The sequence below is a fragment of the Deferrisoma palaeochoriense genome, from assembly GCF_054656955.1.
This window is the reverse complement of the sequence record NZ_BAAHXI010000021.1, coordinates 13,398-27,149: the sequence shown is the minus strand read 5'-3', so window position 1 is coordinate 27,149 and position 13,752 is coordinate 13,398. Positions and strand designations below refer to the sequence as shown.

12 protein-coding genes and 2 tRNA genes are annotated in these 13,752 nt (G+C 70.2%); all 14 read right to left on the bottom strand.

The window, feature by feature from the left end:
* Positions 1 to 30: 30 nt before the first annotated feature.
* Entirely contained in the window at positions 31 to 426 is a 396-nt protein-coding gene (locus ACYQ8L_RS07770) for an Hsp20/alpha crystallin family protein (RefSeq protein WP_459941215.1), read from the bottom strand.
* A gap of 85 nt (positions 427 to 511) precedes the next feature.
* Positions 512 to 1,783: a TRAP transporter large permease gene (locus tag ACYQ8L_RS07765; protein WP_459941214.1), complete on the bottom strand. Its 1,272-nt coding sequence runs from the start codon at positions 1,781 to 1,783 to the stop codon at positions 512 to 514.
* The gene (locus ACYQ8L_RS07760) at positions 1,780 to 2,265 is read right to left on the bottom strand and encodes a TRAP transporter small permease (protein WP_459941213.1); all 486 of its coding nucleotides are present in this window, start codon (positions 2,263 to 2,265) and stop codon (positions 1,780 to 1,782) included. Before ACYQ8L_RS07760 ends, ACYQ8L_RS07765 begins: the two co-directional genes overlap by 4 nt.
* 219 nt (positions 2,266 to 2,484) lie before the next feature.
* Positions 2,485 to 3,456 (bottom strand): TRAP transporter substrate-binding protein, encoded by a 972-nt coding sequence (locus ACYQ8L_RS07755; RefSeq protein WP_459941212.1) that lies wholly within the window; start codon positions 3,454 to 3,456, stop codon positions 2,485 to 2,487.
* Positions 3,457 to 3,521: 65 nt separating this feature from the next.
* Entirely contained in the window at positions 3,522 to 4,841 is a 1,320-nt protein-coding gene (locus ACYQ8L_RS07750; protein ID WP_459941211.1) for a protoglobin domain-containing protein, read from the bottom strand.
* Complete coding sequence (locus ACYQ8L_RS07745; protein WP_459941210.1) at positions 4,838 to 6,055, bottom strand: cytochrome c biogenesis ResB family protein; 1,218 nt, start codon at positions 6,053 to 6,055, stop codon at positions 4,838 to 4,840. Before ACYQ8L_RS07745 ends, ACYQ8L_RS07750 begins: the two co-directional genes overlap by 4 nt.
* A gap of 47 nt (positions 6,056 to 6,102) precedes the next feature.
* Positions 6,103 to 6,483 (bottom strand): response regulator, encoded by a 381-nt coding sequence (locus ACYQ8L_RS07740; RefSeq protein ID WP_459941209.1) that lies wholly within the window; start codon positions 6,481 to 6,483, stop codon positions 6,103 to 6,105.
* A gap of 1 nt (position 6,484) precedes the next feature.
* Positions 6,485 to 8,779 carry a PAS domain-containing hybrid sensor histidine kinase/response regulator gene (locus ACYQ8L_RS07735; RefSeq protein WP_459941208.1) on the bottom strand — a complete coding sequence of 765 codons (2,295 nt, stop codon included), beginning with the start codon at positions 8,777 to 8,779 and terminating at the stop codon, positions 6,485 to 6,487.
* Positions 8,780 to 8,952: 173 nt separating this feature from the next.
* Positions 8,953 to 10,575 (bottom strand): chaperonin GroEL, encoded by a 1,623-nt coding sequence (gene groL / locus ACYQ8L_RS07730; protein ID WP_459941207.1) that lies wholly within the window; start codon positions 10,573 to 10,575, stop codon positions 8,953 to 8,955.
* A gap of 35 nt (positions 10,576 to 10,610) precedes the next feature.
* Positions 10,611 to 10,901 carry a co-chaperone GroES gene (gene groES, locus ACYQ8L_RS07725; protein WP_459941206.1) on the bottom strand — a complete coding sequence of 97 codons (291 nt, stop codon included), beginning with the start codon at positions 10,899 to 10,901 and terminating at the stop codon, positions 10,611 to 10,613.
* 473 nt (positions 10,902 to 11,374) lie between these two features.
* Complete coding sequence (gap, locus tag ACYQ8L_RS07720; protein WP_459941205.1) at positions 11,375 to 12,391, bottom strand: type I glyceraldehyde-3-phosphate dehydrogenase; 1,017 nt, start codon at positions 12,389 to 12,391, stop codon at positions 11,375 to 11,377.
* 4 nt (positions 12,392 to 12,395) lie between these two features.
* The gene (locus ACYQ8L_RS07715) at positions 12,396 to 13,412 is read right to left on the bottom strand and encodes a type I glyceraldehyde-3-phosphate dehydrogenase (RefSeq protein ID WP_459941204.1); all 1,017 of its coding nucleotides are present in this window, start codon (positions 13,410 to 13,412) and stop codon (positions 12,396 to 12,398) included.
* A 148-nt stretch (positions 13,413 to 13,560) separates the two neighbouring features.
* Positions 13,561 to 13,637: transfer RNA gene (locus ACYQ8L_RS07710), tRNA-Asp, on the bottom strand.
* Positions 13,638 to 13,663: 26 nt separating this feature from the next.
* A tRNA-Val gene (locus ACYQ8L_RS07705) sits at positions 13,664 to 13,740 on the bottom strand.
* Positions 13,741 to 13,752 lie beyond the last annotated feature (12 nt).

Sequence of the window (13,752 nt, the reverse complement as noted above, 5' to 3'; positions counted from 1 at the left end):
CCCGCTCTGGGCGGGGCGGTTCTGAAACGCTCACCCGCGCTTTGCGACCTCGACCACGAGCACGCCGTCCCGCAGGCGAGCCCGGACCGTGTTCGGGTCGGCGTCGGAGGGGAGCCGGAAGTTCCGGCGAAATGGCCCCACGGGGCGCTCGGAGAGGTGCTGGCGGATCCCGCCTCCCCCGGGCCTGCGGCGGCGAACGCCCTCGATCCGCAGGGCGCCCTGTTCGGCCGTGATGCTGAGGTCGTTCGTCTCGACGCCCGGCAGATCCATCTCGATCCGGTACCGGTCCTCTTCCTCCACGACATCCACGGCGGGGCTCCAGGCGGGCGCGGTGCCCGGGGTCTGACCCCAGGCGGTGTGGACCAGGGTGTCGAACAGTCGGTCGATCTCGTGACGGCAGGAGAGCCAGAACCATTCCCTCGCCATGGGCGAACCTCGGTTCAGGGGGACGAAAGCGCCCAAAAACCTAACACCGCGTTCCCGCGGGGTCAAAACCGCTGGGCTCCCCGATTTATCCGGAAAACCAGTGGGTCAGCGGCGGCCAGAAGCTCACGAGCAGGAGATCGGCGAGAAGCACCAGGAGGAACGGCAGCACCGCCCGGCTGATGGCCGCGATGCGTTCGTTGGCAAGGGCGCAACTTACGATCAGGCAGATTCCCAGCGGCGGGGTCAGCATGCCGATGGCGAGGTTCATGACCACGATGACCCCGAGTTGGGTCAGGTCCACCCCAAGCTTGGGCGCCAGCGGCACGATCACGGGCACCAGCAGAATGAGGCTCGCGGTGGTCTCCACGAACGTGCCGGCCACGAGAAGCACGGCGTTCACGAGCAGCATGAGGAGCACCGGGTTTTCGGTGATCCCCAGGAGCGCCGCGCTCAGGCGCGAGGGGATGTCCTCGATGGCTAGGAGCCACGAGAACGCGCTCGCGGCCGAGATGATGAACAGGATCACGGCGGCCGTGATGGAGCCTCGCACGAAGATCGGCGGCATATCGCGCCAGCGTAGCTCCCGGTACACGAACCGTCCGACGAACACGGCATAGCCCACGGCCACGGCGGCCGACTCGGTGGCCGTGAACACGCCGCCCAGGATGCCGCCGAGAATGACCACCGGGGCGCCGAGGGCCCAGAGGGCGTCCCGGAACGTGGTCCAGACCCGCGCCAGCGAGAACGCCTGGCTCGCCCCGTATCCCCGGCGGCGGGACACCAGGGCGCTCACCGCGATGAGGCTCGTGCCCATCAGCACCCCGGGCAGGATGCCCGCGGCGAACAGCTTGCCGATGCTCGCGCCGGTCAGGAACCCGAAGATGATCATCGGGATCGAGGGCGGGATGACCACCCCGATGCTGCCGCCGGCCGCCTGGACGGCGCCGGCAAAGGCCGGGGCGTAGCCGCGGGAGATCATGGCGGGCACCAGGATGCCGCCCACCGCGGCCGTGTCGGCGGCGGCCGAACCGGAGATGCCGGCGAAGAACATGGCCGAGGCCACGGCCACGGCCGCCAGCCCCCCCGGAAGCCAGCCCACCAGGGCGTCGGCGAAGGCCACGATGCGCCGGGAGATGCCGCCGGCCTCCATGAGGCCCCCGGCGTAAAGGAACAGCGGAACGGCCATGAGCGGGAACGAGTCCACCCCGCCGTACATCCGCTGGACGGCCGTGATCAGCGGGAAGTCCCCGCCGGCCACGAACGCGGCCACCGACGCGAGCCCGATCGCCACGGCGATGGGGACCTCGAGGAGAAAAAGCCCCGCCAGGACCCCGAGGAGGACGCCGGTCACGCTCATTCGCGGGCCCCCCCACCCCGCAACGTGGCCAAGAGGTCCACGAAGGCGTGGAACGCGAGGATCGCGCCCCCCAGGGGCACCACGGCCGCCGGCACGCTCCGGCTCAGCCCAGTGGCGCTCATGACCCCCCGCCGGGCGAACCAGGCGAACTCCGCGCCGTAGATGGCCAGGAAGAGCCCGAACGCCATCCCGCACAGGCAGGCGAAGGCCCGGGCCCAACGCCGGACCCCACCGGGTAGGCGGCCGGTCAACACGTCGATCCCGATGTGGGCGCCCCGGGCCCAGGCCGCCGAGGCGCCGAGGAAGGTCAGCGCGATCAGGATCATCCGGCCCACCTCCTCGCTCCAGAAGATCGAGTGGTTGAGCCCGTACCGGGCCACCACCTGGGCCAGCGTGAGGGCCGACATGCCGATCGCCAGAACACACAACAGGGCCTCCACGGCGCGATTGAGCGCCGCGGAGGCCGCCTGGAGATGTTTCATCCGTTCCTGTCCCTCTGGGCACGGTTCCGGATGGCGAAACCTCCGGCCCGGTGTTCCCAGATCCGCTCAGCGGCCGCCTGCCGCGCGGGTTCGCACCCCCCGTGGGGTTCCCCCTCCCGGAACCCGCCCTCGGGCGCCCCGCGCCTTCCCACGCGCCCCTACCCGCCGGGTACACCCTGGAGTGGGGCGGCCGTCCGGCGTTCCGGCCTCCCCGCCGCCTCACTTCGTGGCGGCCAGGAACTTCTCCAGGAGTTCGGCCGTGCCGGGCCTCCGGAACATCTCGAGGTCCTTGAGCCCGGCCACCTTGGCCCGGAACGAGTCGATGTCCGGGTGCTCGTCCACGATCATGCCGGCCTCCTTGAGCTTCGCCAAGAAGTCGGCCTCGTTCGACCGGTTCCAGTTCCGCTCGTACCGGGCCGCCTCCCGGGCCGCCTCGGCCAGCAGGTTCCGGGTGGCCTCGGGCAGGCCGTTGAACCAGTCCAGGTTGGCGAGCACGGCGTGGGCCGAGTAGACGTGGCCGGTCAGCGACAGGTATTTCTGGACCTCGTAAAGCTTGTAGGTCCAGGCCACCCACAGGGGGTTCTCCTGGCCGTCGATCGTGCCCTGCTCGAGTTCGGTATAGATGGGCCAGGCCATGGGGGTGGGGTTTGCCCCGAGGGCGCGCCACAGTTCCTTGTGGAGGGTGCTCTCCATGACCCGGATCTTGAGGCCCTTCACATCGTCCACCGTGTGGACCGGCCGCACCCGGTTCGTGAGGTGGCGAAACCCGTTCTCGGTGAACGCGAGCCCCTTGAACCCGGCCGACTCCATGCGCTTTAGGATCTCGGCGCCCAGGGGGCCGTCGAGCACCTGGTCCACCTGTTCGTAGCTCTTGAAGAGGAAGGGGAACGCCACCACGTCCACCTCGGGCACGAACGCGTCGATGGGCCCCAGGGTGATGACCCCCATCTGCACACTGCCCATCTGGATCTGCTGGAGGATCTCGGTTTCCGAGCCCAAGGAGGCGCTGTGGTAGATCTTGACGGTCACGTCCCCGCCGGACCGGGTCTCGACGATCTCCTTGAACTTCTCGGCGGCCACGTTCTGGGCCGACCCGGGTTTTGTGACCACCCCGAGCTTGATCTCGGTTTTGGCAGCGGCCGGGGCCGCGATCGCGAGGCCGAGGGCGAGGGACACGAGGAGTTTCCGCATGGCGAGCCTCCTTTCCGAGGAAGGGCGCCTGGGGAAGCGGGCGCCAAAACGAACGGCGAAAAACCTTAATCCCGCCCGGTGCCCGAGTCAACGCCGCCCCCGGCCACCGGTAGCTCCAGAACGAACAGGCTCCCGCCCGGGCCCGACTCGGCCAGGACGAGCCGGCCCCCCATCCGCTCCACCGCCTTCCGGGCGAGCGGCAATCCCATACCAAGCCCGGTGACCTCTCGGGTGTCCCCCGCGTCCACCTGGTGGAACGGTTCGAAGATCCGTTCCCGGTGCTCCGGGGGCACGCCCGGCCCGGTGTCCCAGACTTCCAGCCGGAGCCGGCCGTCGGTCTTCCGGGCCCGGACGCCGATCCGGCCGGACCGGGTGAACTTGACCGCGTTCTCCACCAGGTGTCCCAGGGCGAGCCGGAGCGCCTCGGGGTCGCCCTCGACGAGGGGAAGCGGCCGCTCGATCTCGGCCTCGAACCCGATTCCCTTGCCGGCGGCCAGGTCCTCGCCGGCGCGGCACACCTCGTCCACGACCGGTCCGGGGTCGAAGGGCTCGGGGCGCCCCAGGGCCGCGGCCGCGAGTTTCGCCGCGTCGAGCATCTGGTCCACCATCTCCACCAGCCGCTCGCCGTGTCGGCGGATCCGGCGGAGGGCCTCCCGTTGCTCGGGGTTCACCGGTCCCTCGATCCCGTCTGCCAGGAGATCGGCGAACCCCAGGATGGCGTTGAGGGGGGTGCGCAGTTCATGGCTCACCTGGGCGAGGAACGCCTCCTTCAGCCGGGCGGCCTCCTGGGCACGGGAAAACGCCTCGGCCAGCGCCCGGTTCCGGGCCTCGAGCTCCTGGGCCAACTCCCGAAGCCTCTGGTTGGCCCGGACGATGGCCTCGTTTCGGGTGTGAAAGTAGGCGTCGAGGGCGAGTTGGAGGTCCAGAAACACGACCTTCTCGAGGGCGGCCATCCATCCGAGGGCCGTGGGAGAGCCGACGCCGGCGGCCAGGAGTTCCTCTCTCACGAGCTCGAGGAATTTCCGGTACGACCCGGTGTACCACGGGGGTTCGAGACCGACCCGCTCGTGCACGAACCCGATGCGCAGCCGCTCGTGGAAGTACCGCCGGTCGTAAGGTCCGGTGAGAAGACTTCGGAAGTACCGGGTCTGGACCACCCGCAGATGGTCTTGCACGCCGGCGCGGGCCATCAGGTCCCGGGTCTCGGGCCGTTTGAGGAGGAACCGGTGCCAGCGGTCCACGAGGCCTTCGAGCCTCGGGTCGAGGATGGCGAGAAGATCCCGCAGGGCCTCCCGGTCGGCGGGCGTGAGACCCAGGAACCCGATCCGGGCGCGGCGGCGGGCGGCGTCGAGCCCCAGGGCGGCGGGCCAGTCCCGGGGGCTCACGGGGCCACCTCCCGGTCGTCCGCCCCGCCCCCGGACGCCGTCAGACGGGCGCGCAGCTCTGCCGCCATCCGGCCCGTGGCCACCGCCCGCACCTCCCCCTCCTCCTCCCACACCCAGGCCCCCCGGCCGGCCCACAGGAGGGCGAGTCCCGCGACAAGGCCGGCCGAACCCAGCCACACCGCGGGCTGGCCAGGGTCCCGGGTGATCTGGAACCCCACCCACGGGAACCCGTACGGGTCGGCCCCCCAGGCCGTGAGGAAGATCCGGAGCCCCCCATGCACGAGGGGTTCGTTGACCGCGATCACGGCCGTTCGGGTCGGGGTGCCGTCGGGCGCGAGCACCTCCACCCTGGCCTCGACCCGCCGCACCTCGGGGTCCCGAAACCCCAAGGGCGTGAAGTCCACCGGGCACCCCTGACGCCGGTCCCGGGAAAAGGGACCCAGGGTTCCCCCGGGCCCCTCGACCCAGAAGGTGAGGTCCTTGGTCTCCCGGTCGAACCGGCCCAGGCGCACCGTGTAGGGCGAGTCCGGCACCTCGATCCGGGCCCCCTCCCGGGTCACCACCTCCCGGGCTACCCTACCCGGGAGGCCCAGACGGATCCTGAGCGGCGTGGGGTAGTGGAGTTCCCGGAACTCGGCCACCCGCAGCCGGAAGGGCAGGGGGCGGTCCCGGCCGGCTGACCAGTCGTAGAAGGCGCGCATCTCGTCGCCCACGTGAACCGTCTGGGTCCCGACGAACCCGGCCAGGCTGCCCCACAGGGCGCCGGCAAAGATCACGGGGAGCGACAGATGAACCAGGGGGAACCCGAGAAACGCCCAGGGCCGCCGGCTCGCCCGGAGGGGCGAGGCCGTGCGGATCCGGAACCCGGCGGCCCGGAGCCGCTCGGCAAGATCGGGGGCGGCCGGCCCCGGCACGCGCACGGTGGGGCGGGCCCGGCCGCGAAAGGCGAGCCACCCCCTGCGGGACCGGCCCGCGGCGCACGCGAGGAGGTTCAGGGTAAACAGCGCGAGAAGCCCCCGGTACAGGGGGCTTTGGAAGAACCGGTCGAACCCCAGGGTCAGGAGCAGCGGCCCCGCCCGGGGGAACCGGCGCAGGAACTCGCCGGGGTCGAGGTTCTGGGGGAGCCAGGTGCCCAGGGCCGCGGCGGCCGCGAGCACCAAAAGGAGCGCGACGGCGAGCCGCACCGAGCCCAGGCGGCGTAGGACTGTCGGCATCGGATCCTCGCAAAGGAACCGATGCTAGGGGAGCCCGAGGGGATGCGTCAAGACGGGGGTCCGCCGGCGAGGGCCTGGTTCACCGCGTCTAGCAACTCCCGCCTCGAGAAGGGTTTTTTCAGGGTCACGACGCCCTTGAAGGTGCGGGCGGTCGAGAGGAAATTGAGCTTCCCGGTGCGGCCCCCGCCCGAGGTGGCCACGATGGGCAGCCGGGGATCGCGCTCCCTCAGTTCCTTGATCAGCACGAGCCCGCCCTTGTTGGGCATGAGGATGTCGGTCAGCACGGCGTCCGGGGGCCAGGAGCGGTAGAGCGCCAGCGCCTGCTCCCCGTCGGCGGCCTCCCGCACCTCGTGGCCGGCCTGCTCGAGCATCTGCCGCACCACGTCCCGCACGTGCTCCTCGTCGTCCACCACCAGGATTTTTGCCATCTCAGTCCTCCCTTTGCGCGGCCTTCCGGGCCGCGAGCCTCCGGAGCGCGCCGGCCAGCTGGGTCCGCCGGATGGGTTTTGTCAGGATCTCCGATGCCCCGGCCGCCCGGGCCCGTTCGGCCACCTCGGGTTCCATGTGGCCCGTGAACAGGACGACCTCCACCCAGGGAAACGCTTCCCGGATGCGCCGGGCCAGTTCCTCGCCCGGGATCCCGGGCATCGACCGGTCGGTGAGAACCACCTCCACCCCCGGTTCCCGGGCCAGGATCTCCAGGGCCTCCTCGGCCGAGGCGGCCAGGACCACCTCGTGGCCCAACCCGGTCAGGAGGTCCCGGGTGATCTCCCGGACGGCCTCCTCGTCGTCCACCACCAGCACCCGAAGCTGGGCGACCTCTGGGGCGAGGCGGGGATCGGGACCCCGCTCCGCGCCCCCGTCTACCGCGGGCAGGAAGACCTCGAACAGGCTACCACGGCCCGGGGCGGTTTCCACCCGGATCGTCCCGCCGGCCGCCCGCACCACCCCGTACACCACCGAGAGCCCCAGGCCCGTGCCCTCGCCCACGGGGCGGGTGGTGAAGAACGGCTCGAAGATCCGGTCGGCGGTGGCGGCGTCCATGCCGCAGCCGGTGTCGGCCACCGACAGGCGGTAGTAGACCCCGGGGGAGAGATCTGGGGGTAGGGGCGGGGAGGCGTCCACCCGCTCCACCGCCAGCGACACCCGGCCCGGGCCCGGGCCCAGGGCCTTGACGGCGTTGGTGGCGAGGTTGAGCACCACCTGCTGGGCCTGGGCGGGGTCCACGGGCACGAAGCAAGGGTGGGCCGGGGCGGTCCATTCCACCTCCACCACCGAGGGGGTCGTGGCCCGGAGCATCTCGGCCACCGTTTCGGTCTCGGCCCGCAGATCGGCCCGGCCGTCTCCGTCGGGGTCGGCCCGGGAGAACTGGAGGATCTGGGTCACCAGATCCCGTGCACGCTCCCCGGCCCGCAGGATCCGCTCCAGATGTTTGGGGCCGGGCCCGTCGGGGCGCACCTCGGTTTCCAGCAGTTCGGCGCTGCCCAGGATGCCCATGAGCAGGTTATTGAAATCGTGGGCGATGCCCCCGGCGAGGGTCCCCAGGGCCCGCAGCCGCTCGGCCCGCAGCCGCTCCCGCTCCCAGCGCACCTCCTCGGTCACGTCCCGGAAGATGCACAACCCGTAGCGAGGCGTTCCCCGGTCGTCTCGCACCACCGTGGCCGTGACGTCGAGCACGATCTCCCGGCCGTCGGGGCGCCGTTTGCCCACCCGGCCCGACCAGCGCCCCGTGGCGAGCAGGCGCCTACGGGCCTCCTCCGGGTCGAACCCGGGGTCGGTGTTTTCGAGCACCTCGCCGAGGGGCAGCCCCCGGGCCCGGTCCACCGGAACCCCGAGGATGGCCTCGTAGGCCGGGTTGGCCGACAGGATGCGGGCCTCGTGGTCGGTGATCACGATGGCCTCGGCCGCCTGGTCCACGGCCAGGGCCAGGCGCTCCCGGTCGGCCTCGGCCCGCTTCAGCTCGGTCACGTCGTGGAGGGTCTCCACCACGGCGACGATCCGGCCGGCCTCGTCGCGGACCGGGGCCGCCTCGAAGGCGATGTGGCGCACCTTCCCGCCGAGGCTTCGGAAGGCGCGCTCGGCCCGCACCGCGTCCGGGGCCAGGGGCGAGGGGCCGAACACCGGATAGAGTTCCGGCCCGCGATCGGTCCGGCCGTCGAGCACGAGGTCGGCCAGGGTGGGGCGGGGTTCGTCGTAGAACGCGCTCCAGTGCCGGTTGGTGCCCACGACCTCCTCGGCCCGAACCCCGGTGAGCCGCTCGCAGGCCCGGTTCCAGAGGGTGCAGCGGTGCTCCCGGTCGATGGCGAACACGGCCACCCCGGCCGAGTCGAGAACATCCCGCAGGAACCGTTTGCGCCCGGCCAGGCTCTCTTCGGCCTCCCGCCGGGCCGTGATGTCCCGGATGATCGCCACCTTGTAGCGGCGCCCACCCCGCTCCACCGGCACGTTGACCACGTGGTACCACCGGCCGTCCTGGGGGCTTTGCACCTCCCAGGTGTGGGCCCGGCCCTGGCCGATCACGAGGTCGTTGGGGCACCAGGGGCACGGCTCCGGCAGGCCGTGGAGCGCCTCGTGGCAGCGTTCCCCCGTGGCGTCCCGGCCGGTGCGCCGCACGAGGGCCGGGTTCATGTAGGCGATCCGCAGGTCCTCGGAGCACACGTACACGAGGTCGTCGGTGGCCTCCACCACCAGGCGCGCCCAGTCCCTGGGGCTCGGGTCGGTCATGCATCCTCCGCGGGAAGGGGATCGCCCCCGGACCGGTTTCCGATCGGCCGGGGGCGTGTTTCACTTGAGTGCAGAGACGGAAAAAAGTTTAGTCGGTGGAAAGTATTGCAAAGAAAAACGGGGCCCGGGTTGTCCCCGGGCCCCGTCGGAGCGCTCGTACGGCGTGGCAGGGCTTAGAAGTCCTCCATGCCGGCGCCAGGCGCGGCCGAACCCTTCTCCTCCTTCGGGAGTTCGGCCACCATGGCCTCGGTGGTGAGCAGCAGGCCCGCCACGCTGGCGGCGTTCTGGAGGGCCGTGCGGGTGACCTTGGTCGGGTCGATGATGCCGGCCTCCATCATGTCCACGTACTTCTCCTGGTAGGCGTCGAAGCCCTCGGTGAGCTTGCGGCCCTTCACCTCGTTCACCACCACGGAGGGCTCGAGGCCGGCGTTGGCCACGATCTGCCGCAGCGGCTCCTCGAGGGCCCGCTTCACGATGTTCACGCCCACCATCTGGGGCTCGGGCAACTTCAGGTCGTTCAGGGCATCGATGCACCGGATCAGGGCCACGCCGCCGCCGGGCACGATGCCCTCCTCCACGGCCGCCCGGGTGGCGTGCAGGGCGTCCTCGACCCGGGCCTTCTTCTCCTTCATCTCGGCCTCGGTGGCCGCGCCCACGTTGATCACGGCCACGCCGCCCACCAGCTTGGCGAGCCGCTCCTGGAGCTTCTCACGATCGTAGTCGGAGGTGGTCTCCTCGATCTGGGCCCGGATCTGCTTGACCCGGTCCTGGATCGCCTGGGCGCTGCCGGCGCCGTCGATGATGGTGGTGGTGTCCTTGTCCACCCGGATCGTCTTGGCCTGGCCGAGGTCGGTGAGTTGGGCGTTTTCGAGCTTCAGGCCCACCTCCTCGCTGATGACCTGGCCGCCGGTCAGGATGGCGATGTCCTGAAGCATGGCCTTGCGGCGGTCGCCGAAGCCCGGGGCCTTCACGGCCGCGCACTGCAGGGTGCCCCGGAGCTTGTTCACCACCAGGGTCGCCAGGGCCTCGCCCTCCACGTCCTCGGCGATCACGAGGAACGGCTTGCCCGTGTTGGCGATCTTCTCGAGGATGGGCAGGAGGGTCTTCATCGAGCTGATCTTGCCGTCGTGGATGAGCACGTAGGCGTCCTTCAGCTCGGCCTCCATCCGCTCGGCGTTGGTCACGAAGTAGGGGCTGATGTACCCGCGGTCGAACTGCATGCCTTCGACCACCTCGAGCGTGGTCTCCATGCTCTTGGCCTCTTCGACCGTGATCACGCCCTCCTTGCCCACCTTGTCCATCGCCTCGGCGATGATCTCACCGATGCTGGGGTCATTGTTGGCCGAGATCGTGCCGACCTGGGCGATCTCCTTGCGGTCCTTCACCGGCTTGGAGAGCTCCTTGAGCTTGGCCACGCACTTCTCGACCGCCGCGTCGATGCCCCGCTTGATGTCCATGGGGTCGTGGCCCGCGGCCACGAGCCGGGAGCCCTCGCGGAAGATGGCCTGGGCGAGCACCGTGGCGGTGGTGGTCCCGTCACCGGCCACATCCGAGGTCTTGGAGGCGACCTCCTTGACCATCTGGGCGCCCATGTTCTGGAACTTGTCCTTGAGCTCGATCTCCTTGGCGACCGTGACGCCGTCCTTCGTCACGGTGGGGCTGCCCCAGCTCTTCTCGATGATCACGTTGCGGCCCTTGGGGCCGAGGGTGGCCTTCACGGCGTTGGCCAGGGTGTCCACACCCTTGAGGATCGCGGCGCGCGCATCCTGGGCGTACTTGATCTCCTTCGCAGCCATCGTGCTTCCTCCTTATCCAGATCGGGTTGGGGGCGTTAGCCCTCGATCACCGCCATGATGTCGTCTTCGCGCATAATCAGAAGCTCTTCGCCCTCCACCTTGATCTCGGTGCCGGCGTACTTGGAGAAGAGCACCTTGTCCCCGGGCTTCACGTCGAGGGGCTGGAGTTTGCCATCCTCGTTCTTCTTGCCCGGCCCGGCGGCGATGATCTCGCCCCGCTGGGGCTTCTCCTTCGCCGTGTCAGGGATGATGATCCCGCCGGCGGTCTTCTCCTCCTCCTCGAGGCGCTTGACGATCACGCGGTCCTGCAGCGGTCGAAGCTTCATGATTCCCTCCTTCGTGTCGGTATGGGTTGAGGACCGTTTCGTTAGCACTCACTACCCCTGAGTGCTAACGAGCGCGGAAGATAACCAGCCGCCTCCCGGACGTCAAGGGCCGGGGCGAAATTTTTTGGAAGCTCCAGTAGGACGCGAGGCGCGGCTTGTTCGCGACACACTGACACGCATTGGCGCCGGCGCGCGCGCTGGCGGGCGGGGCAAGGGGCCCCCGTATCAGAAATCGGACCTCAGAGGACAGAGGTCAGCCCTCAAAGGGGGGTCTCTGTCTTCTGGCTTCTGAATTCCGGCCCCTGATACGGCAGCCGCTCCCACGGGTTGGGACAGCCGCTGGCGCTGGAATCACAAGGGCTTTTGGCGTTCCAGCGTCCTCGCCTCCCAGCATCCCAGCGGGAAAGGGATCGGGCCGGCCCGGGATGGGGTCCGCGCTCCCGCGGGGGCCCGTGCGGGTCGACGCGCCCGGCTCACGCCGGGGGCGGAGGTCCCAGGGCCTGGAGGCGCTCCAAAAGGTCCACCACCCGGTTCGAGTACCCCCACTCGTTGTCGTACCAGGCCAGTACCTTGACCACCCGGTCCCCGATCATCCGGGTGTACTCGGCGTCGAACACGCAGGAATGGGGATCCCCGATCACGTCGCTCGACACCACGGGCCCCTCCACGTACCGGATGATCCGGCGCAGGGTTGGGTCGGCGGCCGCTTCCGCGACGGCCCGGTTGACGTCGCCGGGGGAGACCGGGGTTCGCAGCTCCGCCACGAGATCCACCACCGACCCGTCGGGCACCGGGACCCGCGCGGCGAGGCCGTCGATCCGGCCCGCCAGGTGGGGGAGAACCTTGCCCACGGCCCGGGCCGCGCCGGTCGTGGTGGGGATGATGTTTTCGGCGGCCGCCCGGGCCCGGCGCCAATCGGTGTGGGGCACGTCGGCCAGCCGCTGGTCGTTCGTGTAGGCGTGGACCGTGGTCATCAGCGCCCGCTCGATCCCGAAGGCGCGGTCGAGCACCAGGACCAGGGGGGCCAAACAGTTGGTGGTGCAGGAGGCGTTCGACACGATGCGGTGCTCGGGCCGCAGTTCCTGGTCGTTGACCCCCATCACCACCGTGGTGTCGATCTCGTCCTTGGCCGGCACGGTCAGAAGGACCCGCCGGGCCCCGGCGTCCAGGTGGGCCTGGAGCTGCGCTCGGCGCCGAAACGCGCCCGTGGCCTCCACCACGCAGTCGACCCCCAGGTCGCCCCAGGGCAGGGCGGAGGGTTCGGGGACCCGGAGCATGCGCACGGTCTGTCGGGAGGTGCGAAGCATCTCCCCGTCCAGCTCGACCCGGTCGGGGAACCGACCCATCACGGTGTCGTACCGGAGCAGATAGGCCAACACCCCCGGTTCGGCCAGGTCGTTCACCGCCACGACCCGGAACTGGGGGTGCTCGTTGAGCAGGCGGAACACGGCGCGGCCGATGCGGCCAAACCCGTTGATGGCGACGCGCATCGCTTTATCCCTCCCGGGCTCCAAGCCCAACCCACCGCTTGGCGGTTTCCAGCATCCGGGCCGCGTAAGCCCACCCGTTGTCGTACCACAGGAGGATCTTCACGAGATCCTCCCCGATGCTCATGGCGGCTGCGGCGTCGAACACGGCCGATGCGAGACTTCCACGCACATCGCTCGATACGATCGGGTCTTCGGTGTACTCGATGAGGCCCCGGTAGGGGCCGGCGGCGGCCTCCCGGAACAACCGTCGCACCCCGTCCGCTCCCGCCGGGGACCGAAGCCGCACCACCAGGTCGAGGCACGAGCCGGCGAGCACCGGCACGTTGAGGGCGAACCCCTCGAGGCGGTCTTCGAGTTCGGGAAGGAGCGCTGCCACCGCCTCGGGAGCCCAGGACGGGTTGGGAATGATGTTCTTCGCCGCGCTGCGGCTCCACCGGGGGCCCGGCTGGGCCGTGTCGCTGAGCTGCTGATCCCCGGTCACGGCGTGCACCGTCGTCATGGTGGCCCACTCGACCCCCGGGCCCTCCAGGAGGACTCGCAGGCCCAGCCCCAGGGCGTGGCTCGAACTCGAGCCGTTGGAGACGATGCGGTCGTCGGCCCGCAGCTCGTGGTCGTTCACACCGTTGATCACCGTGCGATCGATCGGGTCCAGGGCCGGGGTGGACAGGAGCACCCGGGGCGCTCCGGCCCTGAGGTGGCGCTCCAGTTCCGCCCGGCGGCGGAACCGGCCGGTACACTCCATCACCACGTCGACGCCCAGAACGTCCCAGGGAACCGAGCCGGGGGTCGATTCCCGGATGTACCGGATGCGCTGGGGGCCCACGACGATATGGTTTCCCTCGACCCGCACGGGGTCCGGGAGGCGGCCCTCGATGGTGCTGCACCGTAGGAGGTAGGCGAGGCTTTCGATGTCGGCGATGTCGGTGGCGGCCACGAACCGGAGCTCGGGGTCCTTGTACCCGATCCGCACGAGGTTGCGGCCGATCCTTCCGAATCCGGAGATCCCGATCCGAATGGCCATGGGGTCCTCCTCCGAGTCGCCGGACGGGTTCGGTGGGGAAGGCGTCGAACGCGGCGTAATCTAAGGCTTCGGGCCGGAGGGGCAAGGGGCCTTTGGGGAGGGGAAAGGAAAAGGGCCGCCCGCGATCGGGCGGCCCTTTTCGAAAAGATGGCGGGAGCGACGAGACTCGAACTCGCGACCTCCGGCGTGACAGGCCGGCGTTCTAACCGACTGAACTACGCCCCCGCAAACGGGCTGTGTTGGGTTGCGGCTGGTAGGCGGAACAGGAGTCGAACCTGCGACCTCCGGCTTGTAAGGCCGGCGCTCTCACCAACTGAGCTATCCGCCTGAAAAACCGATC

Excerpts from the sequence above, each read along its gene's own strand:
- ACYQ8L_RS07770 (WP_459941215.1), bottom strand. The coding sequence starts at position 426 with ATGGCGAGGGAATGGTTCTGGCTCTCCTGCCGTCACGAGATCGACCGA.
- ACYQ8L_RS07765 (WP_459941214.1), bottom strand. The coding sequence starts at position 1,783 with ATGAGCGTGACCGGCGTCCTCCTCGGGGTCCTGGCGGGGCTTTTTCTC.
- ACYQ8L_RS07760 (WP_459941213.1), bottom strand. The coding sequence starts at position 2,265 with ATGAAACATCTCCAGGCGGCCTCCGCGGCGCTCAATCGCGCCGTGGAG.
- ACYQ8L_RS07755 (WP_459941212.1), bottom strand. The coding sequence starts at position 3,456 with ATGCGGAAACTCCTCGTGTCCCTCGCCCTCGGCCTCGCGATCGCGGCC.
- ACYQ8L_RS07745 (WP_459941210.1), bottom strand. The coding sequence starts at position 6,055 with ATGCCGACAGTCCTACGCCGCCTGGGCTCGGTGCGGCTCGCCGTCGCG.
- ACYQ8L_RS07740 (WP_459941209.1), bottom strand. The coding sequence starts at position 6,483 with ATGGCAAAAATCCTGGTGGTGGACGACGAGGAGCACGTGCGGGACGTG.
- ACYQ8L_RS07735 (WP_459941208.1), bottom strand. The coding sequence starts at position 8,779 with ATGACCGACCCGAGCCCCAGGGACTGGGCGCGCCTGGTGGTGGAGGCC.
- groL (WP_459941207.1), bottom strand. The coding sequence starts at position 10,575 with ATGGCTGCGAAGGAGATCAAGTACGCCCAGGATGCGCGCGCCGCGATC.
- groES (WP_459941206.1), bottom strand. The coding sequence starts at position 10,901 with ATGAAGCTTCGACCGCTGCAGGACCGCGTGATCGTCAAGCGCCTCGAG.
- gap (WP_459941205.1), bottom strand. The coding sequence starts at position 12,391 with ATGCGCGTCGCCATCAACGGGTTTGGCCGCATCGGCCGCGCCGTGTTC.
- ACYQ8L_RS07715 (WP_459941204.1), bottom strand. The coding sequence starts at position 13,412 with ATGGCCATTCGGATCGGGATCTCCGGATTCGGAAGGATCGGCCGCAAC.